Source organism: Enterobacter ludwigii, assembly GCA_023023105.1.
Classification (GTDB): Bacteria; Pseudomonadota; Gammaproteobacteria; order Enterobacterales; family Enterobacteriaceae; genus Enterobacter; species Enterobacter adelaidei.
Map to the genome: position 1 here is coordinate 218,964 of CP083824.1, position 26,785 is coordinate 245,748.

Annotated in this window: 20 protein-coding genes, 1 rRNA gene and 1 riboswitch; of the genes, 9 read left to right on the top strand and 12 right to left on the bottom strand. The window is 54.4% G+C overall.

Translation table 11 applies throughout. From position 1 onward, the window contains the following. Nucleotides 1–89 precede the first annotated feature (89 nt). Nucleotides 90–4,118, top strand: coding sequence for a DNA-directed RNA polymerase subunit beta (rpoB, locus tag LCD46_01025; GenBank protein ID UOY70964.1), 4,029 nt, complete (start codon nt 90–92; stop codon nt 4,116–4,118). A gap of 76 nt (nt 4,119–4,194) precedes the next feature. Further along, on the top strand, nt 4,195–8,418 hold the full coding sequence (gene rpoC, locus LCD46_01030) for a DNA-directed RNA polymerase subunit beta' (GenBank protein ID UOY70965.1): 4,224 nt from the start codon (nt 4,195–4,197) through the stop codon (nt 8,416–8,418). Between the two features lie 54 nt (nt 8,419–8,472). Here the strand turns inward: rpoC and LCD46_01035 are convergent, their stop codons facing one another. From LCD46_01035 to rsd, 10 genes are all read right to left on the bottom strand, one after another. Next, the gene (locus LCD46_01035) at nt 8,473–8,790 is read right to left on the bottom strand and encodes a PTS lactose/cellobiose transporter subunit IIA (protein UOY70966.1); all 318 of its coding nucleotides are present in this window, start codon (nt 8,788–8,790) and stop codon (nt 8,473–8,475) included. After that, nucleotides 8,790–9,098 (bottom strand): PTS sugar transporter subunit IIB, encoded by a 309-nt coding sequence (locus LCD46_01040; GenBank protein ID UOY70967.1) that lies wholly within the window; start codon nt 9,096–9,098, stop codon nt 8,790–8,792. The genes LCD46_01035 and LCD46_01040 overlap by 1 nt, the downstream gene beginning before the upstream one ends. A 179-nt stretch (nt 9,099–9,277) precedes the next feature. Further along, on the bottom strand, nt 9,278–10,819 hold the full coding sequence (locus tag LCD46_01045) for a sensor domain-containing diguanylate cyclase (protein ID UOY70968.1): 1,542 nt from the start codon (nt 10,817–10,819) through the stop codon (nt 9,278–9,280). Nucleotides 10,820–11,136: 317 nt separating this feature from the next. After that, nucleotides 11,137–12,270: a 2-iminoacetate synthase ThiH gene (gene thiH, locus LCD46_01050; GenBank protein UOY70969.1), complete on the bottom strand. Its 1,134-nt coding sequence runs from the start codon at nt 12,268–12,270 to the stop codon at nt 11,137–11,139. Further along, nucleotides 12,267–13,037 (bottom strand): thiazole synthase, encoded by a 771-nt coding sequence (thiG, locus tag LCD46_01055; GenBank protein UOY70970.1) that lies wholly within the window; start codon nt 13,035–13,037, stop codon nt 12,267–12,269. The genes thiH and thiG overlap by 4 nt, the downstream gene beginning before the upstream one ends. Nucleotide 13,038: 1 nt before the next feature. Next, nucleotides 13,039–13,239, bottom strand: a complete 201-nt coding sequence (gene thiS / locus LCD46_01060) for a sulfur carrier protein ThiS (protein ID UOY70971.1) — start codon at nt 13,237–13,239, stop codon at nt 13,039–13,041. Beyond that, on the bottom strand, nt 13,223–13,978 hold the full coding sequence (gene thiF / locus LCD46_01065) for a thiazole biosynthesis adenylyltransferase ThiF (protein ID UOY70972.1): 756 nt from the start codon (nt 13,976–13,978) through the stop codon (nt 13,223–13,225). The genes thiS and thiF overlap by 17 nt, the downstream gene beginning before the upstream one ends. Further along, nucleotides 13,971–14,606, bottom strand: a complete 636-nt coding sequence (gene thiE / locus LCD46_01070; protein ID UOY70973.1) for a thiamine phosphate synthase — start codon at nt 14,604–14,606, stop codon at nt 13,971–13,973. Before thiE ends, thiF begins: the two co-directional genes overlap by 8 nt. After that, complete coding sequence (gene thiC, locus LCD46_01075; protein ID UOY70974.1) at nt 14,606–16,504, bottom strand: phosphomethylpyrimidine synthase ThiC; 1,899 nt, start codon at nt 16,502–16,504, stop codon at nt 14,606–14,608. Before thiC ends, thiE begins: the two co-directional genes overlap by 1 nt. Nucleotides 16,505–16,582: 78 nt before the next feature. Then, nucleotides 16,583–16,696: riboswitch (TPP riboswitch) on the bottom strand. A 54-nt stretch (nt 16,697–16,750) separates the two neighbouring features. Next, on the bottom strand, nt 16,751–17,248 hold the full coding sequence (rsd, locus tag LCD46_01080) for a sigma D regulator (GenBank protein UOY70975.1): 498 nt from the start codon (nt 17,246–17,248) through the stop codon (nt 16,751–16,753). 95 nt (nt 17,249–17,343) lie between these two features. On the opposite strand from rsd, the gene nudC reads away from it, so the two are divergent. The 6 genes from nudC to LCD46_01110 all read left to right on the top strand — a co-directional run bounded on the left by nudC (nt 17,344) and on the right by LCD46_01110 (nt 21,696). Then, nucleotides 17,344–18,117, top strand: coding sequence for an NAD(+) diphosphatase (gene nudC, locus LCD46_01085; protein UOY70976.1), 774 nt, complete (start codon nt 17,344–17,346; stop codon nt 18,115–18,117). A gap of 38 nt (nt 18,118–18,155) precedes the next feature. Beyond that, nucleotides 18,156–19,220, top strand: coding sequence for a uroporphyrinogen decarboxylase (gene hemE / locus LCD46_01090; protein ID UOY70977.1), 1,065 nt, complete (start codon nt 18,156–18,158; stop codon nt 19,218–19,220). Nucleotides 19,221–19,229: 9 nt separating this feature from the next. Next, a complete protein-coding gene (gene nfi, locus LCD46_01095) occupies nt 19,230–19,901 on the top strand; it encodes a deoxyribonuclease V (GenBank protein UOY70978.1) in 672 nt (223 codons plus the stop codon). Nucleotides 19,902–19,942: 41 nt separating this feature from the next. Then, a complete protein-coding gene (locus LCD46_01100; GenBank protein UOY70979.1) occupies nt 19,943–20,533 on the top strand; it encodes a YjaG family protein in 591 nt (196 codons plus the stop codon). Between the two features lie 186 nt (nt 20,534–20,719). Beyond that, the gene (gene hupA, locus LCD46_01105) at nt 20,720–20,992 is read left to right on the top strand and encodes a DNA-binding protein HU-alpha (protein ID UOY70980.1); all 273 of its coding nucleotides are present in this window, start codon (nt 20,720–20,722) and stop codon (nt 20,990–20,992) included. Nucleotides 20,993–21,003: 11 nt separating this feature from the next. Continuing rightward, nucleotides 21,004–21,696, top strand: a complete 693-nt coding sequence (locus LCD46_01110) for a DUF1481 domain-containing protein (GenBank protein UOY72867.1) — start codon at nt 21,004–21,006, stop codon at nt 21,694–21,696. A gap of 57 nt (nt 21,697–21,753) precedes the next feature. On the opposite strand, the gene purD is transcribed toward LCD46_01110, so the two are convergent. Next, a complete protein-coding gene (gene purD / locus LCD46_01115; protein UOY70981.1) occupies nt 21,754–23,046 on the bottom strand; it encodes a phosphoribosylamine--glycine ligase in 1,293 nt (430 codons plus the stop codon). A 15-nt stretch (nt 23,047–23,061) separates the two neighbouring features. After that, nucleotides 23,062–24,651, bottom strand: coding sequence for a bifunctional phosphoribosylaminoimidazolecarboxamide formyltransferase/IMP cyclohydrolase (gene purH, locus LCD46_01120; GenBank protein ID UOY70982.1), 1,590 nt, complete (start codon nt 24,649–24,651; stop codon nt 23,062–23,064). 565 nt (nt 24,652–25,216) lie between these two features. Here purH and LCD46_01125 point away from each other — a divergent pair. Then, nucleotides 25,217–26,756: ribosomal RNA gene (locus LCD46_01125) — 16S ribosomal RNA — on the top strand. Nucleotides 26,757–26,785: the final 29 nt, after the last annotated feature.

Here is a 26,785-nt window from a genome sequence, read left to right on the forward strand (position 1 = left end):
ATTCGATTTTCCGGTCCACAAAATGGTGTTGCACAAACTGTCCCTTCGTCGGACAGATGGGTCGACTTGTCAGCGAGCTGAGGAACCCTATGGTTTACTCCTATACCGAGAAAAAACGTATTCGTAAGGATTTTGGTAAACGTCCACAAGTTCTGGACATTCCATATCTCCTTTCTATCCAGCTTGACTCGTTCCAGAAGTTTATCGAGCAAGATCCTGAAGGGCAGTACGGTCTGGAAGCAGCCTTCCGTTCCGTGTTCCCGATTCAGAGCTACAGCGGTAATTCCGAGCTGCAGTACGTCAGCTATCGCCTTGGCGAGCCGGTGTTTGACGTTCAGGAATGTCAGATCCGTGGCGTGACCTATTCCGCACCGCTGCGCGTAAAACTGCGTCTGGTGATCTATGAGCGCGAAGCGCCAGAAGGCACCGTAAAAGACATTAAAGAACAAGAAGTCTACATGGGTGAAATTCCACTCATGACAGACAACGGTACTTTCGTCATCAACGGTACTGAGCGTGTTATCGTTTCCCAGCTGCATCGTAGCCCGGGCGTCTTCTTCGACAGCGATAAAGGTAAAACACACTCTTCCGGTAAAGTACTGTATAACGCGCGCATCATTCCTTACCGTGGTTCATGGCTGGACTTCGAGTTCGATCCAAAAGACAACCTGTTTGTCCGTATCGACCGTCGTCGTAAACTGCCTGCAACCATCATTCTGCGTGCGCTGCAATATACCACTGAGCAGATCCTGGACCTGTTCTTTGAGAAAGTGATCTTTGAAATCCGCGACAACAAGCTGCAGATGGAGCTGGTGCCGGAACGTCTGCGTGGTGAGACCGCGTCGTTCGACATCGAAGCCGACGGCAAAGTGTATGTGGAAAAAGGTCGCCGTATCACCGCGCGCCACATCCGCCAGCTGGAAAAAGATGATATCAAACACATCGAAGTTCCAGTTGAATACATTGCAGGAAAAGTAGCCGCGAAAGATTACGTTGATGAATCAACTGGCGAGCTGATCTGCCCGGCGAACATGGAGCTGAGCCTGGATCTGCTGGCTAAGCTGAGCCAGTCTGGCCACAAACGTATCGAAACGCTGTTCACCAACGATCTGGACCATGGTCCATACATCTCTGAGACTATCCGCGTCGACCCAACGACCGATCGTCTGAGTGCGCTGGTTGAAATCTACCGCATGATGCGTCCTGGTGAGCCACCAACTCGCGAAGCGGCTGAAAGCCTGTTCGAGAACCTGTTCTTCTCCGAAGACCGCTACGATCTGTCCGCGGTTGGTCGTATGAAGTTCAACCGTTCTCTGCTGCGTGATGAGATCGAAGGTTCCGGTATCCTGAGCAAAGACGACATCATCGAAGTGATGAAGAAGCTCATCGATATCCGTAACGGTAAAGGCGAAGTGGATGATATCGACCACCTCGGCAACCGTCGTATCCGTTCCGTTGGCGAAATGGCGGAAAACCAGTTCCGCGTTGGCCTGGTACGTGTAGAGCGTGCGGTGAAAGAGCGTCTGTCTCTGGGCGATCTGGATACCCTGATGCCTCAGGATATGATCAACGCCAAGCCGATCTCTGCAGCAGTGAAAGAGTTCTTCGGTTCCAGCCAGCTGTCTCAGTTCATGGACCAGAACAACCCGCTGTCTGAGATCACGCACAAGCGTCGTATCTCTGCACTCGGCCCAGGCGGTCTGACCCGTGAACGCGCAGGCTTCGAAGTTCGAGACGTACACCCGACTCACTATGGTCGCGTATGTCCAATCGAAACGCCTGAAGGTCCAAACATCGGTCTGATCAACTCCCTGTCCGTGTACGCACAGACAAACGAATACGGTTTCCTCGAGACCCCGTATCGTAAAGTGACCGACGGTGTTGTAACCGACGAGATTCATTACCTGTCTGCTATCGAAGAAGGTAACTACGTTATCGCTCAGGCGAACTCCAACCTGGATGACGAAGGCCACTTTGTAGAAGATCTGGTTACCTGCCGTAGCAAAGGCGAATCCAGCTTGTTCAGCCGCGACCAGGTTGACTACATGGACGTATCCACCCAACAGGTGGTATCCGTCGGTGCGTCCCTGATCCCGTTCCTGGAACACGATGACGCCAACCGTGCATTGATGGGTGCGAACATGCAACGTCAGGCCGTTCCGACTCTGCGCGCTGATAAGCCGCTGGTTGGTACCGGTATGGAACGTGCTGTTGCCGTTGACTCCGGTGTTACTGCAGTTGCTAAACGTGGCGGTACTGTTCAGTACGTGGATGCCTCTCGTATCGTTATCAAAGTTAACGAAGACGAGATGTACCCGGGTGAAGCAGGTATCGACATTTATAACCTGACCAAATACACCCGTTCTAACCAGAACACCTGTATCAACCAGATGCCTTGCGTATCTCTGGGTGAGCCAGTTGAGCGCGGCGACGTGCTGGCAGACGGTCCGTCCACCGACCTCGGTGAACTGGCGCTCGGTCAGAACATGCGCGTAGCGTTCATGCCGTGGAACGGTTACAACTTCGAAGACTCCATCCTCGTCTCCGAGCGTGTGGTTCAGGAAGATCGTTTCACCACCATCCACATTCAGGAACTGGCATGTGTGTCCCGTGACACCAAGCTGGGGCCAGAAGAGATCACCGCTGACATCCCTAACGTGGGTGAAGCTGCGCTCTCTAAACTGGATGAATCCGGTATTGTTTACATCGGTGCGGAAGTGACCGGCGGCGACATTCTGGTTGGTAAGGTAACGCCGAAAGGTGAAACCCAGCTGACGCCAGAAGAGAAACTGCTGCGTGCAATCTTCGGTGAGAAAGCGTCTGACGTTAAAGACTCTTCTCTGCGCGTACCAAACGGTGTTTCCGGTACGGTTATCGACGTTCAGGTCTTCACTCGTGATGGCGTTGAAAAAGATAAGCGTGCGCTGGAAATCGAAGAGATGCAGCTCAAACAGGCTAAGAAAGACCTGTCTGAAGAACTGCAGATCCTCGAAGCAGGTCTGTTCAGCCGTATTTATGCGGTGCTGGTTGCCGGTGGCGTTGAAGCTGAGAAGCTCGACAAACTGCCACGCGATCGCTGGCTGGAACTGGGCCTGACCGACGAAGAGAAACAAAATCAGCTGGAACAACTGGCTGAGCAGTATGACGAACTGAAACACGAGTTCGAGAAAAAACTCGAAGCGAAACGCCGTAAAATCACTCAGGGCGACGATCTGGCACCAGGCGTGCTGAAGATTGTTAAGGTATATCTGGCTGTTAAACGTCAGATCCAGCCTGGTGATAAGATGGCAGGTCGTCACGGTAACAAGGGTGTTATCTCTAAGATCAACCCGATCGAAGATATGCCGCACGATGCTAACGGTACGCCGGTAGATATCGTACTGAACCCACTGGGCGTACCGTCTCGTATGAACATCGGTCAGATTCTGGAAACCCACCTGGGTATGGCTGCAAAAGGTATTGGCGACAAGATTAACGCCATGCTGAAACAGCAGCAGGAAGTCGCGAAACTGCGCGAGTTCATCCAGCGTGCCTACGATCTGGGTACCGATGTGCGTCAGAAAGTCGACCTGAACACCTTCAGCGATGAAGAAGTGCTGCGTCTGGCAGAGAACCTGCGCAAAGGTATGCCAATTGCAACGCCGGTATTCGACGGTGCAAAAGAAGCTGAAATTAAAGAGCTGCTGCAACTGGGTGGTCTGCCAACGTCTGGTCAGATTACGCTGTTTGACGGCCGTACCGGTGAACAGTTCGAGCGTCCGGTAACCGTAGGTTACATGTACATGCTGAAACTGAACCACCTGGTCGACGACAAAATGCACGCTCGTTCTACCGGTTCTTACAGCCTGGTTACTCAGCAGCCGCTGGGTGGTAAGGCACAGTTCGGTGGTCAGCGCTTCGGGGAGATGGAAGTGTGGGCGCTGGAAGCATACGGCGCGGCATACACCCTGCAGGAAATGCTCACCGTTAAGTCTGATGACGTGAACGGTCGTACCAAGATGTATAAAAACATCGTGGACGGCAACCATCAGATGGAACCGGGCATGCCAGAATCCTTCAACGTACTGTTGAAAGAGATTCGTTCGCTGGGTATCAACATCGAACTGGAAGACGAGTAATTCTCGCTCAAACAGGTCACTGGTGCCGGGTTAACCCCCGGCACCAGATTGTGCTAACTCCGACGGGAGCAAATCCGTGAAAGATTTATTAAAGTTTCTGAAAGCGCAGACTAAAACCGAAGAGTTTGATGCGATCAAAATTGCTCTGGCTTCGCCAGACATGATCCGTTCATGGTCGTTCGGTGAAGTTAAAAAGCCGGAAACCATCAACTACCGTACGTTCAAACCTGAGCGTGACGGCCTTTTCTGTGCGCGTATTTTCGGGCCAGTAAAAGATTACGAGTGCCTGTGCGGTAAGTACAAGCGCCTGAAACACCGTGGTGTGATCTGTGAGAAGTGCGGCGTTGAAGTGACCCAGACCAAAGTGCGCCGTGAGCGCATGGGCCACATTGAGCTGGCATCTCCAACCGCTCACATCTGGTTCCTGAAATCTCTGCCGTCCCGTATCGGTCTGCTGCTGGATATGCCGCTGCGCGATATCGAACGTGTTCTGTACTTCGAATCTTATGTGGTTATCGAAGGCGGGATGACGAATCTGGAACGTCACCAGATCCTGACTGAAGAGCAGTATCTGGACGCGCTGGAAGAATTCGGTGACGAATTCGACGCGAAGATGGGTGCGGAAGCTATTCAGGCCCTGCTGAAGAGCATGGATCTGGAGCAAGAGTGCGAGCAGCTGCGTGAAGAGCTGAACGAAACCAACTCCGAAACCAAGCGTAAAAAGCTGACCAAGCGTATCAAACTGCTGGAAGCGTTCGTTCAGTCTGGTAACAAACCAGAGTGGATGATCCTGACCGTTCTGCCGGTTCTGCCGCCAGATCTGCGTCCATTGGTTCCGCTGGATGGTGGCCGTTTCGCGACTTCTGACCTGAACGATCTATATCGTCGCGTCATTAACCGTAACAACCGTCTGAAACGTCTGCTGGATCTGGCTGCGCCGGATATCATCGTACGCAACGAAAAACGTATGCTGCAGGAAGCAGTAGATGCCCTGCTGGATAACGGTCGTCGCGGTCGTGCGATCACCGGTTCTAACAAACGTCCTCTGAAATCTTTGGCCGACATGATCAAAGGTAAGCAGGGTCGTTTCCGTCAGAACCTGCTCGGTAAGCGTGTTGACTACTCCGGTCGTTCTGTAATCACCGTAGGTCCATACCTGCGTCTGCATCAGTGCGGTCTGCCTAAGAAAATGGCGCTGGAGCTGTTCAAACCGTTCATCTACGGCAAGCTGGAGCTGCGTGGCCTGGCCACCACCATCAAAGCCGCTAAGAAAATGGTTGAGCGTGAAGAAGCTGTCGTTTGGGATATCCTGGACGAAGTTATCCGCGAACACCCGGTACTGCTGAACCGTGCACCAACCCTGCACCGTCTGGGTATCCAGGCATTTGAGCCAGTCCTGATCGAAGGTAAAGCTATCCAGCTGCACCCGCTGGTTTGTGCGGCATATAACGCCGACTTCGATGGTGACCAGATGGCTGTTCACGTACCGTTGACGCTGGAAGCCCAGCTGGAAGCGCGTGCGCTGATGATGTCTACCAACAACATCCTGTCTCCAGCGAACGGTGAACCTATTATCGTTCCTTCTCAGGACGTTGTATTGGGTCTGTACTACATGACCCGTGACTGTGTTAACGCCAAAGGCGAAGGCATGGTACTGACTGGCCCGAAAGAAGCTGAGCGTATTTATCGCGCTGGCCTGGCCTCTCTGCATGCGCGCGTTAAAGTGCGTATCACCGAATACGAAAAAGATGAAAACGGCGAGTTCGTTGCGAAAACCAGCCTGAAAGACACGACCGTTGGCCGTGCCATTCTGTGGATGATCGTACCGAAGGGTCTGCCTTTCTCCATCGTCAACCAGGCGCTGGGCAAGAAAGCGATCTCCAAAATGCTGAACACCTGTTACCGCATTCTGGGTCTGAAGCCGACCGTAATCTTCGCTGACCAGACAATGTACACCGGCTTTGCTTATGCAGCGCGTTCAGGTGCATCTGTTGGTATTGATGACATGGTCATCCCAGAGAAGAAACACGAGATCATCTCTGAAGCGGAAGCCGAAGTTGCTGAGATCCAGGAGCAGTTCCAGTCTGGTCTGGTAACCGCGGGCGAACGCTATAACAAAGTTATCGATATCTGGGCTGCGGCGAACGATCGTGTATCCAAGGCGATGATGGATAACCTGCAGACCGAAACCGTGATTAACCGTGACGGCGTTGAAGAACAGCAGGTTTCCTTCAACAGCATCTACATGATGGCCGACTCCGGTGCGCGTGGTTCTGCTGCACAGATTCGTCAGCTGGCAGGTATGCGTGGTCTGATGGCGAAGCCAGATGGCTCCATCATCGAAACGCCAATCACCGCGAACTTCCGTGAAGGTCTGAACGTACTCCAGTACTTCATCTCTACTCACGGTGCTCGTAAAGGTCTGGCGGATACCGCACTGAAAACAGCGAACTCCGGTTATCTGACGCGTCGTCTGGTTGACGTTGCGCAGGATCTGGTTGTAACCGAAGACGATTGTGGCACCCTCGAAGGTATCACCATGACCCCGGTTATCGAGGGTGGTGATGTTAAAGAGCCGCTGCGCGATCGCGTACTGGGTCGTGTAACCGCGGAAGACATTCTGAAGCCGGGTACTGCAGACATTCTGGTTCCACGCAATACGCTGCTGCACGAACAGTGGTGTGACCTGCTGGAAGCAAACTCTGTTGACTCAGTGAAAGTACGTTCCGTTGTATCCTGTGACACCGACTTTGGTGTATGTGCGCACTGCTATGGTCGTGACCTGGCGCGTGGCCACATCATCAACAAAGGTGAAGCAATCGGTGTTATCGCGGCGCAGTCCATCGGTGAGCCGGGTACACAGCTGACGATGCGTACGTTCCACATCGGTGGTGCGGCATCTCGTGCGGCTGCTGAATCCAGCATCCAGGTGAAAAACAAAGGTAGCATCAAGCTCAGCAACGCGAAGTCTGTTGTTAACTCCGCAGGCAAGCTGGTTGTGACCTCTCGTAACACCGAGCTGAAACTGATCGACGAATTCGGTCGTACCAAAGAGAGCTATAAAGTACCTTACGGTGCGGTTATGGCGAAAGGTGATGGTGAGCAGGTTGCCGGCGGTGAAACCGTTGCAAACTGGGATCCACACACCATGCCAGTTATCACCGAAGTAAGTGGTTTCATCCGCTTCACTGACATGATCGACGGCCAGACCATTACTCGTCAGACTGACGAGCTGACCGGTCTGTCTTCTCTGGTGGTTCTGGATTCCGCAGAGCGTACTACTGGCGGTAAAGATCTGCGTCCTGCACTGAAAATCGTTGATGCTCAGGGTAACGACGTTCTGATCCCGGGTACCGATATGCCTGCGCAGTACTTCCTGCCAGGTAAAGCGATTGTACAGCTGGAAGATGGCGTACAGATCAGCTCTGGTGACACCTTGGCGCGTATTCCTCAGGAATCCGGCGGTACTAAGGACATCACCGGTGGTCTGCCACGCGTTGCGGACCTGTTCGAAGCACGTCGTCCGAAAGAGCCGGCAATCCTGGCTGAAATCAGCGGTATCATTTCCTTCGGTAAAGAGACCAAAGGTAAACGCCGTCTGGTTATCACTCCAGTAGATGGCAGCGAGCCGTACGAAGAGATGATTCCTAAGTGGCGTCAGCTCAACGTGTTCGAAGGTGAACGTGTAGAACGTGGTGACGTGGTTTCCGACGGTCCAGAAGCGCCGCACGATATCCTGCGTCTGCGTGGTGTGCATGCTGTTACTCGTTACATCGTTAACGAAGTACAGGACGTATACCGTCTGCAGGGCGTTAAGATTAACGATAAACACATCGAAGTTATCGTTCGTCAGATGCTGCGTAAAGCAACCATCGAAAACGCAGGTAGCTCTGAGTTCCTGGAAGGCGAGCAGGTTGAATACTCTCGCGTTAAGATCGCTAACCGCGATCTGGAAGCGAACGGCAAAATCGGTGCGACCTTCGCACGCGATCTGCTGGGTATCACCAAAGCGTCTCTGGCAACCGAGTCCTTCATCTCTGCAGCATCGTTCCAGGAAACTACGCGTGTCCTGACCGAAGCGGCTGTTGCAGGTAAACGTGATGAACTGCGCGGTCTGAAAGAGAACGTTATCGTGGGTCGTCTGATCCCGGCTGGTACCGGCTATGCGTACCATCAGGATCGTATGCGTCGTCGTGCTGCGGGTGAACTGCCAGCTGCACCGCAGGTCACTGCTGAAGATGCATCCGCGAGCCTGGCAGAACTGCTGAACGCAGGTCTGGGTGGTTCCGACAACGAGTAATCGTTGATTCAGCTAATAAAAAACCCGCTTCGGCGGGTTTTTTTATCTCTTTTTTCAGTTAATCAGCGGTAGCCGACGGTACAGCTCTATCATATCGCCCGCCAGGTCCTGAATGACCATCGCGTTCATCAGGTGATCCTGAGAATGGACGGTGATCAGGTTAACCGGCAGCTTCCCGGTACCTTCATCAAGACCAATAAGCTGCGTCTGAATCGTGTGCGCATGCTTCACATATTCGCGCGACTCTTCCATCGCCTTTTCGGCTTCGGCAAAGTCACCTTTACGTGCCATCTGCAACGCCGTAAGGGCAGCACTGCGTGCCGCACCTGCGTTGACGAGCAGTTCCATGATTGTGGTTTCTAAGTCTTCCATTATGACTCCAGCAGTTTGAGCGCTTTTTCCAGTACGGCATCGCCTTTCATCATGCCGTAATCCATCATGTCGATCACCGCGACCTTTTTACCCAGTGGGTCGGCCTGTGCCTGTAGTTTAGCCTGCTCGTATTTAACCTGTGGCCCCAGTAATACGATGTCGGCCGTCGCGATGTTGTCTTTAAACTCCGCAACCGGAACGGCCTTAATGGTGACTTCAACCCCTTTTTTCTGTGCGGCATCTTTCATACGTTGAACCAGCATGCTGGTTGACATTCCCGCTGCACAGCATAAAACGATGTTCTTCATAATCAGCCTCGATCTACATGTGTTTATTGATAATTATCCCGTGCAGAACGCTTCAACAACCGCTTTACCGTGATTGTGTGTGAGGCATCACAAAGAAACCGACGATTTTCTGAAACCGGTTACAATTTTGCATTGGTGAGCAGCTTACCCGCCGGAACGGGCAGGCTGAAAGGTGAGGATTAGCTGATGGACGTGCGGATAATGCGATTTTTTCCCTGCTGCTTCGCGCTGTAAAGTGCGTTATCAACACTACCCACAAATTGTCCCAGCGGTTCGTGGTGCCATTCTCCCAGACCACCACTGAACGTTACCCGCAGGTTTTCTTCCCGCCAGGCGCGTTTTTCAACGGCGGTACGCCACGCCTCAAGTAATGAAAGTGCAGAAGCAATCTGCTCAGCCTGGAAGACTACCGCGAACTCTTCCCCTCCGTAACGGTAAACCGAGACGTGATGTGGCTGCATTATCTGGAGCCCTTCGCGGGCCACGTTGCGCAGGACGATGTCACCGGTTAAGTGGCCCAGCGTATCGTTAATCGACTTGAAGTTATCAATATCCACCAGCGCCATTGCAAAAGGCTGGTGTGCTTCCAGAAGCTCCGCCACATCGCTATCGAACGCGCGGCGGTTTTTGCAGCCCGTCAGCGCATCGTGCGTTGCCTGGCGGACATACGCCATCTCACGCTCTTTATTGGACTGGATAGTGTGGCTCAGCATCGCTTCCAGACGCGGCGCTTCGCTGACGACGCCGGTTTTGATGGCATTGATAATGTGCATCAGCACGGTACGCGATGCATGGCGCAGGTATAAACCAAAGAGGATGATGATGATGGCCGCCAGGGCAAACCCCCAGCCAACAATCGTCGTTTCGTGGCGAGTAATATCAGTGAGCGTCGCACCCGATACCCGGTAAATAACAAACCAGTCCGGGTTGGTAAACGAATAATAGTAATACCAGGCGTTGCTTTTCTTGTCGTAAAGATGCCCTTCGCCGCTGGTCATTTTGTCCATCAGCGCTTCGCTCACGTACTGCTTGAAGAGTGCACCGGTATCTGGGTGCAGCACCACAGCACCGTCGCGTTCGACGATGAAGAACTCCCCCTGAACGGGTGCTACCATCTGGCGCAGAGTATAGCCCATTGACGTGAGATCGAGATGAAAAGCGAGCGTTCCCTTCAGCCTGCCTTCTGGTGAAATCACGGGCTTATAAAGAGTGACCGTGGGGTGACCCGTAAAGTAATCCATATAAGGGCGGGTATAGTGGCTGAAGATGCTGGCTTCCGCCTGGGCGACAAACCACGGTCGCGTCCGGGGATCGAAGGTTTTACTCGTCTCCGTAGGGAGCACTTCCGGTGCGCGGAGATAATGCCCCTGCGTGTCTGCCAGTGAAATGGATGAGACGGTCGGCATCAGGTTCTGCAAATGCATCATCATCTGCAGCCCCTGCGTCGGGTTAACGTTTAGCGTCTCGTTTAGCCTGTCGTCGCGCGCGAAGTACATCGCGGAACGGCCAAGGATATAGTCATTTTCACGCAGGATAGATTCGGTGTAATTCACCGCCAGGTTATGCGTGAAATTGCTATTAATCTTGTGATAATCCTCAAGAAAATCTTTTCGTTGCGAAAGCGTCACCGCGACCGCGATCAGCACAAAACTGCACAGGATCCCCGCGAAGCTGAGCATAATTGGCCGGGTGAAAGAGAGTTTTTTGCTGTGAAGTGCCATGAGTTGTACATCGATCCTGATGGTGAATGCTTTTTGTCTGCCGATATCCTCTCAGCATAGTCGCTGTCCTGCGATTGGCTGTGAATTATACGATGTACGGTTTCAGACGAGATGATTTATATTAAGAATCACTAAGAAATTACTTATGAACATTCTGGATTCAGGCAGAGGCAGGGCGAAACGAGGAAGAAGCTTTTCGCCCTGGCCAGCGTCCGTTGCTGGCCTTGAGACAATAAAAAACCGGACGATTGCTGACAATCATCCGGTTTTGCCTTTTCGTCGCGTCTCGACAATTTTTTAACGTGTTGCAGTGCGTTTCAACGCAATTGCGAGGCTCTTCCCAGCCAGCTGTCCCAGTCTTTCCAGACAGGCTGTAGACCCTGTTCAATCAGGGCGGCAGCGACGGCTTCCGGACGTCGCCCGTCATGTGGCGCAAACTGCTCCAGTTCCGGATGGTCGTCGGCGTAGCCGCCGGGCTGCGTTTTGGAAAATGCGCTAACGTTGTTGATCGCAAGTGGGATCACGCGATCGCGAAACGCCGGGGACTCGCGCGTTGAGAGAGACAACTCAACCTCCGGAGCAAGCAGGCGGAACGCACAGATGGTTTGCACCAGTTGACGCTCATCCATCAGAGACGCCGGTTCAACCCCTCCCGTGCAAGGCCGCAGCCGGGGGAAGGAGATAGAGTAACGGCTCTGCCAGTAGCGTTGCTGGAGCCATAGCAGATGTTCTGCCACCATGTAGCAATCTACCCGCCAGCTATCCGATAGCCCGATCAGCGCCCCCAGACCGATTTTGTCGATCCCGGCGCGTCCCAGTCTGTCCGGTGTCTCCAGCCGGAAAAAGAAATCCTGTTTCTTTCCCTTGAGGTGGTGCCGGGCATATGTCGCCTCGTGGTAGGTTTCCTGATAAACCATGACCCCGTCCAGCCCGAGCGTTTTTAACTCCGCGTATTCCTCTTGCGACAGGGGCTGCACTTCCATTTGCAAAGAGGCAAACTGACGACGAATGGCGGGGAGGTGCTGACGAAAATAGTCCATCCCCACTTTCCCCTGATGTTCACCCGTGACCAGCAGAAGATGCTCAAAGCCCATTTCACGAATGGCCGCACACTCACGCGCAATTTCACTCTCATCGAGCGTTTTCCGCTTGATGCGGTTACTCATGGAGAAACCGCAATAGGTACAGTCATTGGCGCACAGGTTAGAGAGGTAAAGCGGGACGTAAAAACTCACCGTGTTGCCAAAGCGCTGGCGTGTCAGCCTCTGAGCACGCTGTGCCATCGGTTCAAGATAGGCGCTGGCTGCCGGGGAGAGCAGAGCCATCAAATCCTCGCGGGTGAGGTGACGGGCGTTCAATGCTCGCTCCACGTCAGCAGCCGTCTTGCTGTTGATGCGCAGGGCAATGTCGTCCCAGTTAAGCTGCCGCCAGCGCTCGGTAAACGTGCTCATGAGATTGCCTCCAGAAAACCGGTCAACGGGCTGGTGGCCTGAGCCTGAAAACTGCGTGAGCCGGGGCCGGACTCCCTTGCCAGCACGCCGGCCTCTACAGCCATGCGGAACGCACGCGCCATCATGACCGGGTCATCAGCTACCGCGATGGCCGTGTTCACCAGCACGGCGTCTGCGCCCATCTCCAGCGCCTGCGCAGCATGGCTTGGCACACCAATGCCCGCATCCACAACGACTGGCACGGTGGCCTGCTCAATAATGATTTCAAGCATCGCACGGGTTTCCAGCCCCTGATTGGAGCCGATGGGGGCGCCCAGCGGCATGACGGCGGCACAGCCGACCTCTTCCAGACGCTTGCATAGTACGGGGTCGGCTCCGCAGTAAGGCAGAACGATAAACCCCTGCTGAACCAGTTTTTCGGCTGCTTTCAGCGTTTCGATAGGGTCAGGCAGCAGCCAGCGGGCATCCGGGTGAATTTCCAGCTTCAGCCAGCGGGTGCCGAGCGCTTCTCGCGCCAGTTGTGCGGCAAAAATCGCCTCCTCTGCCGTTTTCGCACCGGACGTATTGGGCAGCAGCGTAACGCCTGCTTCCAGTAAAGGCGCCAGAATGGCATCGCTGTGGTGACGCAGGTCTACGCGCTTCATGGCCAGCGTCACCAGCTGGCTGCCGCTTTCCCGGATGGCATCCACCATCAGCTGTGGGGAGGCGAACTTTCCGGTTCCGGTAAACAGATGTGAATCAAAGACTTTATCGGCAATACGTAACATCTTAGCCCCCTGCGATAACCTGAAACAGCAGGATCTGATCACCCTCATTGACCTGCTGAAGCTCCCACTGCTCGCGCGGCAGGATCTGTTGATTGAGCGCCAGCGCCGTGCCTGGTTTAAGCTGACGTAATTTATCGAGCAAAACGGCAACGGTAAGCCCGTCGTCGCAGCTCATCGGCTCATCGTTAAACAGAATGCGCATCGTGGCCTCCGCATACCGGGCAGTGGCTGGCACGGTGAAGTGCCAGATGCCGCCAGCCGCTGGAGCGGGCATCAAACAAGCGCAGCGTATTGCGTTCCGTCTCCATGCCGCTAAGCAGCTTGATAGCTTCCAGCGCCTGCATTGTGCCCATCACGCCGACCACCGGACCAAGAATGCCCGCCGTCCGGCAGTTGCGCGTTGGCTCGGCATCATCCGGCCACAGGCAGCGATAGCAGCCCTGCGACCACGGCGGAGTCAGGACCATCATCTGCCCGCCGAAACCCACCGCGCTGGCGGTGATAAGCGGCGTATTATTTGCCACACAGGCGGCGTTGATCGCCTGACGCGTCGCCATATTGTCGGTGCAGTCCAGCACCACGTCGGCCAGGGCAACTTCGCGTTGCAGGCTTTCACCGCTGAGCCGTTGCTGTAAGGCAATCAGTTCGATATCCGGGTTAAGCTGGTTCAGCCGCTGGCGGGTGATTTGCGCTTTAGGCTGGTTAATATCCTCGGTGGTAAAGAGAATTTGCCGTTGCAGGTTGCTGAGGTGAACGTCGTCGTCATCGGCCAGTACCAGCGTGCCGACGCCCGCCCCTGCCAGATAGAGCGCGGCAGGGGCTCCTAACCCGCCCAGACCCACAATCAGAACCCGGCTGGCGAGCAGCTTTTGCTGTCCGTCAATGGCTATATCCTCCAGCAGAAGCTGACGGCTGTAGCGCATAAAATCACGATCATTCATCGCCTGCTCCTGCCAGCCGTAACAGCTTCTCGGTAGCCGACTGCCAGTCTGCTGCCTGGGTAATGGCGCTGACGACGGCAATGCTGCCGACCCCGGTCTCCAGCACCGCCGGGGCACGTTCAAGGCTAATGCCGCCGATGGCAACGGTGGGATAATCGGCAAGGCGTTCAACGTGACTCGCCAGCTGCGCCAGACCTTGCGGTGCGGAGGGCATCTGCTTGGTTTGCGTCGGGAAGACGTGGCCGAGGGCGATGTAAGAGGGGCGGGCGGTCAGCGCGACGTCGATTTCCATATCGTCATGCGTTGATACCCCCAGACGCAGCCCTGCGTCGCGGATCGCATTGAGGTCGGTTGTCTCAAGGTCTTCCTGACCCAGATGTACGCCGTAAGCCTGATGTTTGATCGCCAGTCGCCAGTAGTCGTTGATAAACAGGCGAGCGTCATAGCGACGCCCCAGCGCGATGGCAGAAACCACATCCGTCTCTACCTCTTCATCGTGTTTATCTTTAATGCGTAGCTGGATTGTGCGAACGCCCGTCGCAAGCAGGCGCTCTATCCATTCCACGCTATCCACCACCGGATAGAGCCCTAAACGAAAGGGCACAGGTGGAAAATCGGGCTGGTACATTACGCCTCCTCTTTTTTGAGGTAGATTTCACCGCCTTTGGCGCGGAAGGTTTCTGACATATCCGCCATGCCCACTTCAATGGTTTGTGCGGCAGCGTAGTCACGTACCTCCTGGCTGATTTTCATCGAGCAGAATTTCGGCCCGCACATGGAGCAGAAGTGTGCCACTTTGCCTGATTCCTGCGGCAGTGTTTCGTCGTGATAGGCGCGAGCAGTGAATGGGTCGAGCGCCAGGTTGAACTGATCTTCCCAGCGGAATTCGAAGCGTGCTTTCGACATGGCGTTATCCCGGATTTGCGCGCCCGGGTGGCCTTTCGCCAGATCGGCTGCGTGGGCGGCAATCTTGTAGGTGATCAGACCCTGTTTTACATCTTCTTTGTTTGGCAGGCCGAGGTGCTCTTTCGGCGTGACGTAGCAGAGCATGGCGCAGCCGAACCAGCCAATCATTGCCGCACCAATCCCGGAGGTGAAATGGTCATAGCCCGGCGCGATATCGGTGGTCAATGGCCCGAGGGTGTAGAACGGCGCTTCGTGGCAGTGCTCCAGCTCTTCGGTCATGTTGCGACGGATCATCTGCATTGGCACATGTCCCGGGCCTTCAATCATCACCTGTACGTCATATTCCCAGGCGATTTTGGTGAGTTCACCCAGCGTGTGCAGTTCGGCAAACTGCGCTTCGTCATTGGCATCGCGGATGGAACCAGGACGCAGACCGTCGCCCAGCGACAGAGAGACATCGTACGCGGCGCAGATTTCGCAAATCTCACGGAAGTGTTCGTAGAGGAAGTTTTCCTGATGATGGGACAGACACCACTTCGCCATGATCGAACCGCCGCGCGAGACGATGCCGGTCAGACGTTTCGCCGTCATCGGCACGTAGCGCAGCAGTACACCTGCGTGAATAGTGAAGTAGTCTACGCCCTGTTCAGCCTGTTCCAGTAACGTGTCGCGGAAGGCCTCCCAGGTAAGATCTTCGGCAATGCCGTTGACCTTCTCCAGCGCCTGATACACAGGCACCGTCCCGATTGGTACCGGGCTGTTACGCAGGATCCATTCGCGGGTTTCGTGAATATAACGGCCAGTGGAGAGGTCCATCACCGTGTCCGCACCCCAGCGCGTCGACCAGACCAGTTTTTCCACCTCTTCTTCGATAGACGAAGTAACGGCCGAGTTACCGATGTTAGCGTTGACCTTCACCAGGAAATTACGGCCAATAATCATTGGCTCAGATTCCGGGTGGTTGATGTTGGCAGGGATAATCGCGCGGCCAGCGGCGACTTCATCACGCACAAATTCCGGCGTAATGTTTTCCGGCAGGCGAGCGCCAAAACCTTCTCCAGGATGCTGGTGGCGCAGAATTTCGCTACGGATGCGCTCACGGCCCATGTTTTCGCGGATGGCGATGAACTCCATTTCGGGGGTGACGATCCCCTGACGCGCGTAGTGCAACTGGGTCACGCATTTGCCCGCTTTAGCGCGTTTCGGTGTCAGCAGGCCGGTGAAGCGCAGCTCGTCCAGACCGTCGTCGGCCAGGCGCTCTTTGGTATAGGCAGAACTTTGCTCGTTTAGCTCCTCGCTGTCCAGGCGGGCGTCGATCCACGGTTGGCGCAGCTTAGCCAGGCCTTTCTGAACGTTGATGGCAATTTCAGGGTCACCGTAGGGACCGGAGGTGTCATACACCGGCACAGCCTCGTTGTCTTCATACTGTGGGTTATCTTTGCTGCCGCCGATAAGCGTTGGGCTAAGCTGAATTTCACGCATCGGCACGCGGATATCCGCCTGAGAGCCGGTGATGTAGATGCGTTTCGAGTTCGGGAAAGCGGTGCCTTCCAGGGTATCAATGAAGTGTTGGGCGTGTGCGCGCTGTTCGCGGCGGGTCAGTTTAGTAGTGGTAGACATAGCTCATTCCAAAAGTGAAGGACATGGCTTGTCAGACGACGGATGAAGCAAGAGAAGATCGCCCGCAGGCGATACAACAGCAGTGTGACTCTTGTTCCCTTCGCAGGTATTAGCCTGATCAGGTTCCGCGGATCCCGAATTAACGGTCTCAGCCCGCGTTTTTGTAAACGCTGGGCACTCCGACAAGAAAAATCCCCCTCGTGAGAGGGGCGAATGTTTGTAAATTACTCGTTAACGATTAAGAACTCAAGCAGGGCGCGCGATGTTATCTTCGTTGCTGGCACTGAGATTGCTATCCAGCACGAGGGCGATCAGCTTATCTTCCAGTGTGAATCGCTCTTCCAGCGCTTCGCCAAGGTCGGAAAGCGCCTGCTGAAACTCAAGATAGTTATCGTGATCGATCGCATTCTCAAGCGTGGAATCGTAGTAGTCCATAATCTGCTGGGTATTGGCTTCCAGCAGCGGATAGAGTTTGCTGGCCGCTAAATACGGCGTAGTCCCTTCCATTTCGCAGATAATGCGTTCATAAATATTGAAATGGCCGTCGGACAGGTAGTCGACCAGGCTCTGACAAAAATCATCCAGCGCTTTTTCATTCAGACGCATAAACGATTCTTTGCCAGGCTTAATACCGACCAGATTGTAATAAGCCACGAGTAGATGCTTGCGCACATGTAGCCAGCGATCCACCAGTTTGTTACTTCCTCTAACGCGCTCAGTCAGGCTTTCTAGCTGGTTTAACATGTTCGACTCCGCAAAGTTTAGAATTGAATCTGCTTATCCAAAATGTAACCACAATGCTAACAACATGTCAGTGAAGCGAAGGTAGTGCAATAGATATGGATCGTATTATTGAAAAATCAGATCTTGGTTGGTGGATCGTCAGTCACGAACAAAAATTATGGCTCCCCGTCGGGGAAATTCCCTATGGTGCGGCGGAAAAATTCGATCTTGTTGGTCAACCTGCACTGAGGATCGGTGAGTGGCAGGGCGATCCCGTGTGGATGGTCCAGCAGGCTCGACGTCAGGACATGGGATCGGTTCGTCAGGTGCTGGATCTGGATGTGGGGCTGTTCCAGCTGGCGGGCCGTGGTGTACAGCTGGCGGAGTTTTATCGTTCGCATAAATACTGCGGTTACTGCGGGCATACCATGCACCCGAGCAAAACCGAGTGGGCGATGCTCTGCAGTCACTGCCGCGAACGCTACTATCCGCAGATCGCGCCGTGCATTATCGTCGCTATCCGTCGCGAGGATTCCATCCTGCTGGCGCAGCATACCCGTCACCGTAACGGCATTCACACTGTGCTGGCCGGGTTTGTCGAAGTGGGCGAAACGCTGGAGCAGGCGGTGGCGCGTGAAGTTATGGAGGAGAGCGGGATTAAAGTGAAGAACCTGCGCTATGTTACCTCTCAGCCATGGCCGTTCCCGCAGTCACTGATGACGGCATTTATGGCCGAATACGATAGCGGGGACATCGTCATCGACCAGAAAGAGTTACTGGAAGCAAACTGGTATCGGTATGACGATTTACCTCTGTTACCGCCGCCAGGTACGGTGGCGCGTCGGCTGATAGAAGATACCGTGGCAATGTGTCGGGCTGAGTATGAGTAGTGTTACACTGAGGCCATGACGCTTAAGGAACTGCAAAAATGACCGAACTGAAGAACGATCGTTATCTGCGTGCGCTGCTGCGCCAGCCCGTTGATGTCACCCCGGTGTGGATGATGCGCCAGGCGGGACGCTATCTGCCAGAGTACAAAGCCACGCGCGCGCAGGCAGGCGATTTTATGTCGCTGTGCAAAAACGCTGAGCTGGCCTGTGAAGTGACGCTCCAGCCGCTGCGCCGCTTCCCGCTGGATGCTGCGATCCTCTTCTCGGATATTCTGACCATCCCGGATGCGATGGGCCTTGGGCTCTATTTTGAAACCGGTGAAGGTCCACGTTTCACGTCCCCAATCAAAAGCAAAGTCGACGTCGACAAGCTGCCTGTTCCCGATCCTGAAGATGAACTGGGCTATGTCATGAACGCTGTGCGCACCATTCGCCGCGAGCTGAAGGGTGAAGTACCGCTGATCGGTTTCTCCGGCAGTCCGTGGACGCTGGCGACTTACATGGTTGAAGGTGGCAGCAGCAAGGCTTTCACCGTGATTAAAAAGATGATGTACGCGGAGCCGCTGGCGTTGCATGCGCTGCTCGACAAGCTGGCGAAAAGCGTCACTCTCTACCTGAACGCACAGATTAAAGCGGGCGCACAGTCGGTGATGATTTTCGACACCTGGGGCGGCGTACTTACCGGGCGCGATTATCAGCAGTTCTCGCTCTATTACATGCACAAGATCGTTGATGGCCTGCTGCGTGAAAACGAAGGTCGCCGCGTGCCGGTGACCTTGTTCACCAAAGGCGGCGGTCAGTGGCTGGAGGCGATGGCTGCAACGGGATGTGATGCGCTGGGTCTTGACTGGACAACCGATATTGCCGATGCGCGCCGTCGCGTGGGTGACAAGGTGGCGCTGCAGGGCAATATGGATCCGTCCATGCTTTATGCACAGCCGGCTCGCATTGAAGAAGAGGTGGCAACTATTCTCGCCGGTTTCGGCCAGGGCGAAGGGCACGTCTTTAACCTCGGGCATGGTATTCATCAGGACGTGCCGCCAGAACACGCTGGCGCGTTTGTGGAGGCGGTACACCGACTCTCTGCGCAATACCACAAGTAAGGAATCTCTATGGATCTCGCGTCATTACGCGCCCAACAAATTGAACTGGCTTCATCCGTGATCCGCGAGGATCGTCTGGATAAGGATCCCCCGCAGTTTATCGGTGGAGCTGACGTCGGGTTTGAGCAGGGTGGGGACGTGACGCGAGCGGCGATGGTGGTACTGAAATATCCCTCGCTTGAGCTGGTGGAGTACAAAGTGGCGCGTATTGCCACCACTATGCCGTACATCCCGGGCTTTCTCTCCTTCCGCGAATACCCCGCGCTTCTGGCAGCGTGGGAACAGCTCTCGCAAAAACCTGACCTGCTGTTTGTCGATGGGCACGGTATTTCGCATCCGCGCCGTTTAGGCGTGGCCAGCCACTTTGGCCTGCTGGTGGATGTTCCCACCATCGGCGTTGCTAAGAAACGCTTGTGCGGCGCGTTTGAACCGCTTTCTGCCGAGCCTGGCGCGCTGGCGCCGCTCATTGATAAAGGTGAACAACTGGCGTGGGTATGGCGCAGCAAAGCCCGTTGTAACCCGCTGTTTATTGCCACCGGACATCGGGTGAGCATGGATAGCGCTCTGGGGTGGGTGCAGCGCTGTGTGAAGGGTTACCGGTTACCAGAGCCGACGCGCTGGGCTGATGCGGTGGCTTCTTCACGCCCAGCTTTTGTTCGTTGGCAGGAAATTCAGCGATGATTCAGGTAAACTGCGCCTAATTTTCGATTCGAGAGATCATCATGTTACAAAACCCGATTCACCTGCGCCTTGAGAAGCTGGAAAGCTGGCAGCACGTCACCTTTATGGCTTGCCTGTGCGAGCGCATGTATCCCAACTATGCCGCGTTCTGCAAGCAGACGGGCTTTGGTGATGGTCATATTTATCGCCGAATTCTGGATCTGATCTGGGAAACGCTGACGGTGAAAGACGCGAAGGTGAATTTCGACTCTCAGCTCGAAAAGCTGGAAGAGGCGATTCCGGTTGCGGATGATTTTGACCTGTACGGTGTCTATCCGGCGATCGATGCCTGTGTGGCGTTAAGCGAGTTGATTCACTCCCGCCTGAGTGGTGAAACGCTGGAGCATGCTATCGAAGTCAGTAAGGCATCAATTACGACCGTTGCGATGCTGGAAATGACTCAGGAAGGTCGTGAAATGACCGACGAAGAGCTGCGTGCGAACCCGGCGGTAGAACAAGAATGGGACATTCAGTGGGAAATTTTCCGCCTGCTGGCAGAGTGTGAAGAACGCGATATCGAGCTGATAAAAGGGCTGCGCGCGGACTTACGTGAGGCCGGTGAGAGCAATATTGGTATAATTTTTAACCAATGAGACAATAAAACTTGAGATAACGCCCGTTTTGTCGCTCCTCGACTCTTCCCTTTCGCCCCTTGTCTGGTCTACATTTGGGGGGCGAAAAAAAGTGGCTATCGGTGCGTGTATGCAGGAGAGTGCTTTTTTGGCATTTTCGTCGCACTCGATGCTTAGCAAGCGATAAACACATTGAAAGGATAACTTATGAACAAGACTCAACTGATTGATGTAATTGCGGACAAGGCTGATCTGTCTAAAGTGCAGGCTAAAGCTGCTCTGGAATCTACCCTGGCTGCAATTACTGAGTCTCTGAAAGAAGGCGATGCTGTACAACTGGTTGGTTTCGGTACCTTCAAAGTGAACCACCGTGCTGAGCGCACTGGCCGCAACCCGCAGACCGGTAAAGAAATCAAAATCGCCGCAGCTAACGTGCCAGCATTCGTTTCTGGTAAAGCTCTGAAAGACGCTGTTAAGTAAGACGCGTGGCAGTGAACAGTTTTAACGAAGGGGCGGTAACGCCCCTTTTGTCTGTCTGGCGTGGTGCGCTCGCGCTGGCCGGCGTGCTGTTGCTGTCAGCCTGTAGCCATGACTCCACTCTGCCACCGTTTACCGCCAGCGGCTACGCTGACAACCAGGGGGCGGTCAGGATCTGGCGCAAAGATTCCGGCGGGGAAGTGCATCTGCTTTCTGCTTTTAGCCCGTGGCATAACGGCAATACCTCGACCGCGGAGTATCGCTGGCAGGGCGATGACCTCACGCTGATCGAACTGAACGTCTACAGTAAAACCCCCGAACATGTGAAAGTCCGTTTTGATGACCATGGCGAGCTGAGCTTTATGCAGCGTGAAGTGAGTGGTCAAAAACAGCAGCTTTCCAGCGATCAAATTGCTCTCTATCGTTATCGTGCTGAACAGATCCGCCAGACCAGCGATGCGCTGCGTCAGGGACGCGTTGTACTGCGCCAGGGGCGCTGGCACGCCGATGGGACGGTAACAACTTGCGAAGGGCAGACAGTGAAGCCTGAGCTTGAATCCTGGGCAACCGAACATATTGAACGTCGTCAGCGTCATTCATCTATGGAGGTGAGTGTGGCGTGGCTTGAAGCACCGGAAGGTTCTCAACTGCTGCTGGTGGCGAACGAAGACTTCTGCACCTGGCAGCCGACAGAAAAAAGTTTCTGACGTAAATCCCCTCTCCCTTGAGGGAGAGGAGTTGGGTGAGTGTAACAGACGCTTCCGTTACTCCCCTTGCTCACGCGCAATCGCGCGATAGCCGATATCCTGACGGCTAAAGCTACCGTTCCAGTGAATATCCGCCATCAGCGCATAGGCGCGCTTCTGTGCTTCTGCAACGCTATGACCCAATGCGGTCGCACACAGCACGCGGCCACCGTTGGTCAGTACGCGATCGTCGTCAGACAGTTTCGTACCCGCATGGAACACTTTACCGCCTTCGAGCTCTTCCAGCGGCAGACCGTGGATCTCATCTCCGGTGTTGTAATTGCCTGGATAGCCGCCAGCGGCAATCACCACGCCCAGAGATGCACGTTTGTCCCACTCGGAAGTTTTCTCATCCAGCTTACCTTCACAGGCTGCCAGGCACAGATCGACCAGATCGGATTTCATGCGCAGCATGATTGGCTGAGTTTCTGGATCGCCAAAGCGGCAGTTGAACTCGATGACCTTAGGGTTACCCTGTTTATCGATCATCAGACCCGCATAGAGGAAACCAGTGTAAGTGTTCCCTTCGGCTGCCATACCTTTTACGGTTGGCCAGATGATGCGATCCATCGTGCGCTGATGTACTTCGTCAGTCACGACCGGAGCGGGTGAGTAAGCGCCCATACCGCCGGTGTTCGGGCCGGTATCCGCATTGCCTACGCGTTTATGATCCTGGCTGGTAGCCATCGGTAGAACGTGCTCGCCGTCGACCATTACAATGAAGCTCGCCTCTTCACCATCGAGGAACTCTTCGATCACGATGCGATGGCCTGCGTCGCCGAATGCGTTACCTGCCAGCATGTCCTGCACCGCGGCCTCCGCTTCTTCGAGAGTCATCGCCACGATAACGCCTTTACCGGCAGCCAGGCCGTCGGCCTTAATGACAATCGGCGCGCCTTTTTCACGCAGATAAGCCAGGGCTGGCTCAACTTCCGTGAAGTTCTGATATTCCGCCGTCGGGATGTTTTGACGCGCGAGGAAATCTTTGGTGAAGGCTTTGGAGCCTTCGAGCTGTGCTGCACCTTCGGTTGGCCCGAAGATTTTAAGGCCGGCCGCGCGGAACGCATCCACCACGCCAATCACCAGCGGCGCTTCCGGGCCGACGATGGTCAGATCGATTTTCTCGTTCTGGGCAAAGCTCAGCAGTGCTGGAATATCGGTCACGCCGATAGCCACGTTCTGCAGCGCAGGCTCCAGCGCCGTACCGGCGTTGCCCGGTGCCACAAAGACGGTTTTCACCAGCGGGGATTGTGCCGCTTTCCACGCCAGAGCGTGCTCGCGTCCGCCATTACCAATCACTAATACTTTCATTTTCTACTCCGGGAATTAATGGCGGAAGTGGCGCATGTCGGTGAAGATCATCGCAATACCGTGTTCATCGGCAGCGGCAATCACTTCGTCATCACGAATGGAACCGCCAGGCTGGATCACACAGGTGATGCCTACTGCTGCGGCAGCATCGATACCGTCACGGAACGGGAAGAAGGCGTCAGACGCCATGGCGGAGCCTTTCACTTCCAGACCTTCATCACCTGCTTTAATCCCGGCAATTTTTGCAGAGTAGACACGGCTCATCTGGCCTGCACCTATCCCGATGGTCATGTTCTCTTTCGCGTAGACAATGGCGTTGGATTTCACGAATTTCGCCACTTTCCAGCAGAACAGCGCATCACGCAGTTCCTGCTCGGTTGGTTGACGTTTGGTCACCACGCGCAGGTCGGCTTCTGTCACCATACCCAGGTCGCGGTCCTGAACCAGCAGACCGCCGTTCACGCGTTTGAAGTCCAGGCCTGGTACACGCTCAGCCCACTGGCCGCAAACCAGCACGCGCACGTTCTGTTTTGCAGAGGTGATTTTCAGCGCTTCTTCAGATGCGGATGGCGCGATGATCACTTCGACAAACTGACGGGAGATGATGGCCTGTGCCGTTTCAGCATCCAGCTCGCGGTTGAAGGCGATAATACCGCCGAACGCGGAGGTCGGGTCGGTTTTGTAGGCGCGATCGTAGGCATCCAGAATAGAACTACTTACCGCGACGCCGCATGGGTTGGCGTGCTTGACGATAACGCAGGCAGGCTCACTGAACTCTTTCACACATTCCAGCGCAGCATCGGTGTCAGCGATGTTGTTATAGGAAAGCGCTTTGCCCTGAACCTGTTGAGCGGTAGCAACCGAGGCTTCTTTGACTTCTTCTTCTATATAGAAGGCTGCCTGCTGGTGGCTGTTCTCACCATAACGCATATCCTGCTTCTTAATGAAGTTCAGGTTCAGGGTGCGCGGGAAGCGGCCAGAAGGATCTTTGCTTTCACCGTGGTAAGCCGGCACCAGGCTACCGAAGTAGTTGGCGATCATGCTGTCGTATGCAGCGGTGTGTTCGAATGCTTTGATGGCGAGATCGAAACGCGTTTGCAGAGTCAGTGACCCTTCGTTGGCATCCATCTCATTAATAATGGTGTTGTAGTCGCTGCTCTTCACCACGATAGCCACATCTTTATGGTTCTTGGCAGCGGAGCGCACCATGGTCGGGCCGCCGATATCAATATTCTCTACGGCATCTTCCAGCGAGCAGCCTTCGCGGGCAACAGTCTGAGCGAACGGATAGAGGTTAACGACGACCATGTCGATTGGCGCGATATCATGTTTTTCCATAATGGCGTCGTCCTGACCGCGGCGGCCAAGAATACCGCCGTGGACTTTCGGATGCAGGGTTTTGACGCGTCCATCCATCATTTCCGGGAAACCGGTGTAATCGGACACTTCGGTTACCGACAGACCTTTATCTGCTAACAGGCGAGCGGTACCGCCTGTGGAAAGCAGCTCCACACCACGTGCAGAAAGTGCCTGAGCGAATTCGACAATACCGGCTTTATCAGAAACACTGAGCAGAGCGCGGCGGACTGGACGACGTTGTTGCATGGTAAATCCCCTGGATTTCACGATTACAGAGAGCGTTAGATGAATTTTCCAGCGAAAAACTCATCTAACACACCTGACAGGGCATCCTTGTTAAGCGCGAACATTTTAACGAAAACGTTTGCGCAACGCTCGCACATTTTCACTTTTTCGTATCATTGTGGATAACTCTGTGTGTAAAAAGGTATAAAGCGGGGTTTTGCTGGGGAATGCAGCAGTCAGTCATTTTTTTGCAACTTTTCGGTTGCGGCCTGCGGAGAACTCCCTATAATGCGCCTCCATCGACACGGCAGATGTGAATCACTTCACAAACAACCCGGTCGGTTGAAGAGAAAAAATCCTGAAATAACGGGTTGACTCTGAAAGAGGAAAGCGTAATATACGCCACCTCGCAACGGTGAGCTGAAAGCCGCGTTGCAACTGCTCTTTAACAATTTATCAGACAATCTGTGTGGGCACTCAAAGTGACATGGATTCTTAATGTCTTCGGACACTAAATGAATACCAAGTCTCAACGAGTGAACACGTAATTCATTACGAAGTTTAATTCATTGAGCATCAAACTTTTAAATTGAAGAGTTTGATCATGGCTCAGATTGAACGCTGGCGGCAGGCCTAACACATGCAAGTCGAGCGGTAGCACAGAGAGCTTGCTCTCGGGTGACGAGCGGCGGACGGGTGAGTAATGTCTGGGAAACTGCCTGATGGAGGGGGATAACTACTGGAAACGGTAGCTAATACCGCATAACGTCGCAAGACCAAAGAGGGGGACCTTCGGGCCTCTTGCCATCAGATGTGCCCAGATGGGATTAGCTAGTAGGTGGGGTAACGGCTCACCTAGGCGACGATCCCTAGCTGGTCTGAGAGGATGACCAGCCACACTGGAACTGAGACACGGTCCAGACTCCTACGGGAGGCAGCAGTGGGGAATATTGCACAATGGGCGCAAGCCTGATGCAGCCATGCCGCGTGTATGAAGAAGGCCTTCGGGTTGTAAAGTACTTTCAGCGGGGAGGAAGGTGCTGAGGTTAATAACCTCAGCAATTGACGTTACCCGCAGAAGAAGCACCGGCTAACTCCGTGCCAGCAGCCGCGGTAATACGGAGGGTGCAAGCGTTAATCGGAATTACTGGGCGTAAAGCGCACGCAGGCGGTCTGTCAAGTCGGATGTGAAATCCCCGGGCTCAACCTGGGAACTGCATTCGAAACTGGCAGGCTAGAGTCTTGTAGAGGGGGGTAGAATTCCAGGTGTAGCGGTGAAATGCGTAGAGATCTGGAGGAATACCGGTGGCGAAGGCGGCCCCCTGGACAAAGACTGACGCTCAGGTGCGAAAGCGTGGGGAGCAAACAGGATTAGATACCCTGGTAGTCCACGCCGTAAACGATGTCGACTTGGAGGTTGTGCCCTTGAGGCGTGGCTTCCGGAGCTAACGCGTTAAGTCGACCGCCTGGGGAGTACGGCCGCAAGGTTAAAACTCAAATGAATTGACGGGGGCCCGCACAAGCGGTGGAGCATGTGGTTTAATTCGATGCAACGCGAAGAACCTTACCTACTCTTGACATCCAGAGAACTTTCCAGAGATGGATTGGTGCCTTCGGGAACTCTGAGACAGGTGCTGCATGGCTGTCGTCAGCTCGTGTTGTGAAATGTTGGGTTAAGTCCCGCAACGAGCGCAACCCTTATCCTTTGTTGCCAGCGGTCCGGCCGGGAACTCAAAGGAGACTGCCAGTGATAAACTGGAGGAAGGTGGGGATGACGTCAAGTCATCATGGCCCTTACGAGTAGGGCTACACACGTGCTACAATGGCGCATACAAAGAGAAGCGACCTCGCGAGAGCAAGCGGACCTCATAAAGTGCGTCGTAGTCCGGATTGGAGTCTGCAACTCGACTCCATGAAGTCGGAATCGCTAGTAATCGTAGATCAGAATGCTACGGTGAATACGTTCCCGGGCCTTGTACACACCGCCCGTCACACCATGGGAGTGGGTTGCAAAAGAAGTAGGTAGCTTAACCTTCGGGAGGGCGCTTACCACTTTGTGATTCATGACTGGGGTGAAGTCGTAACAAGGTAACCGTAGGGGAACCTGCGGTTGGATCACCTCCTTACCTTAAAGAACCTGCCTTTGTAGTGCTCA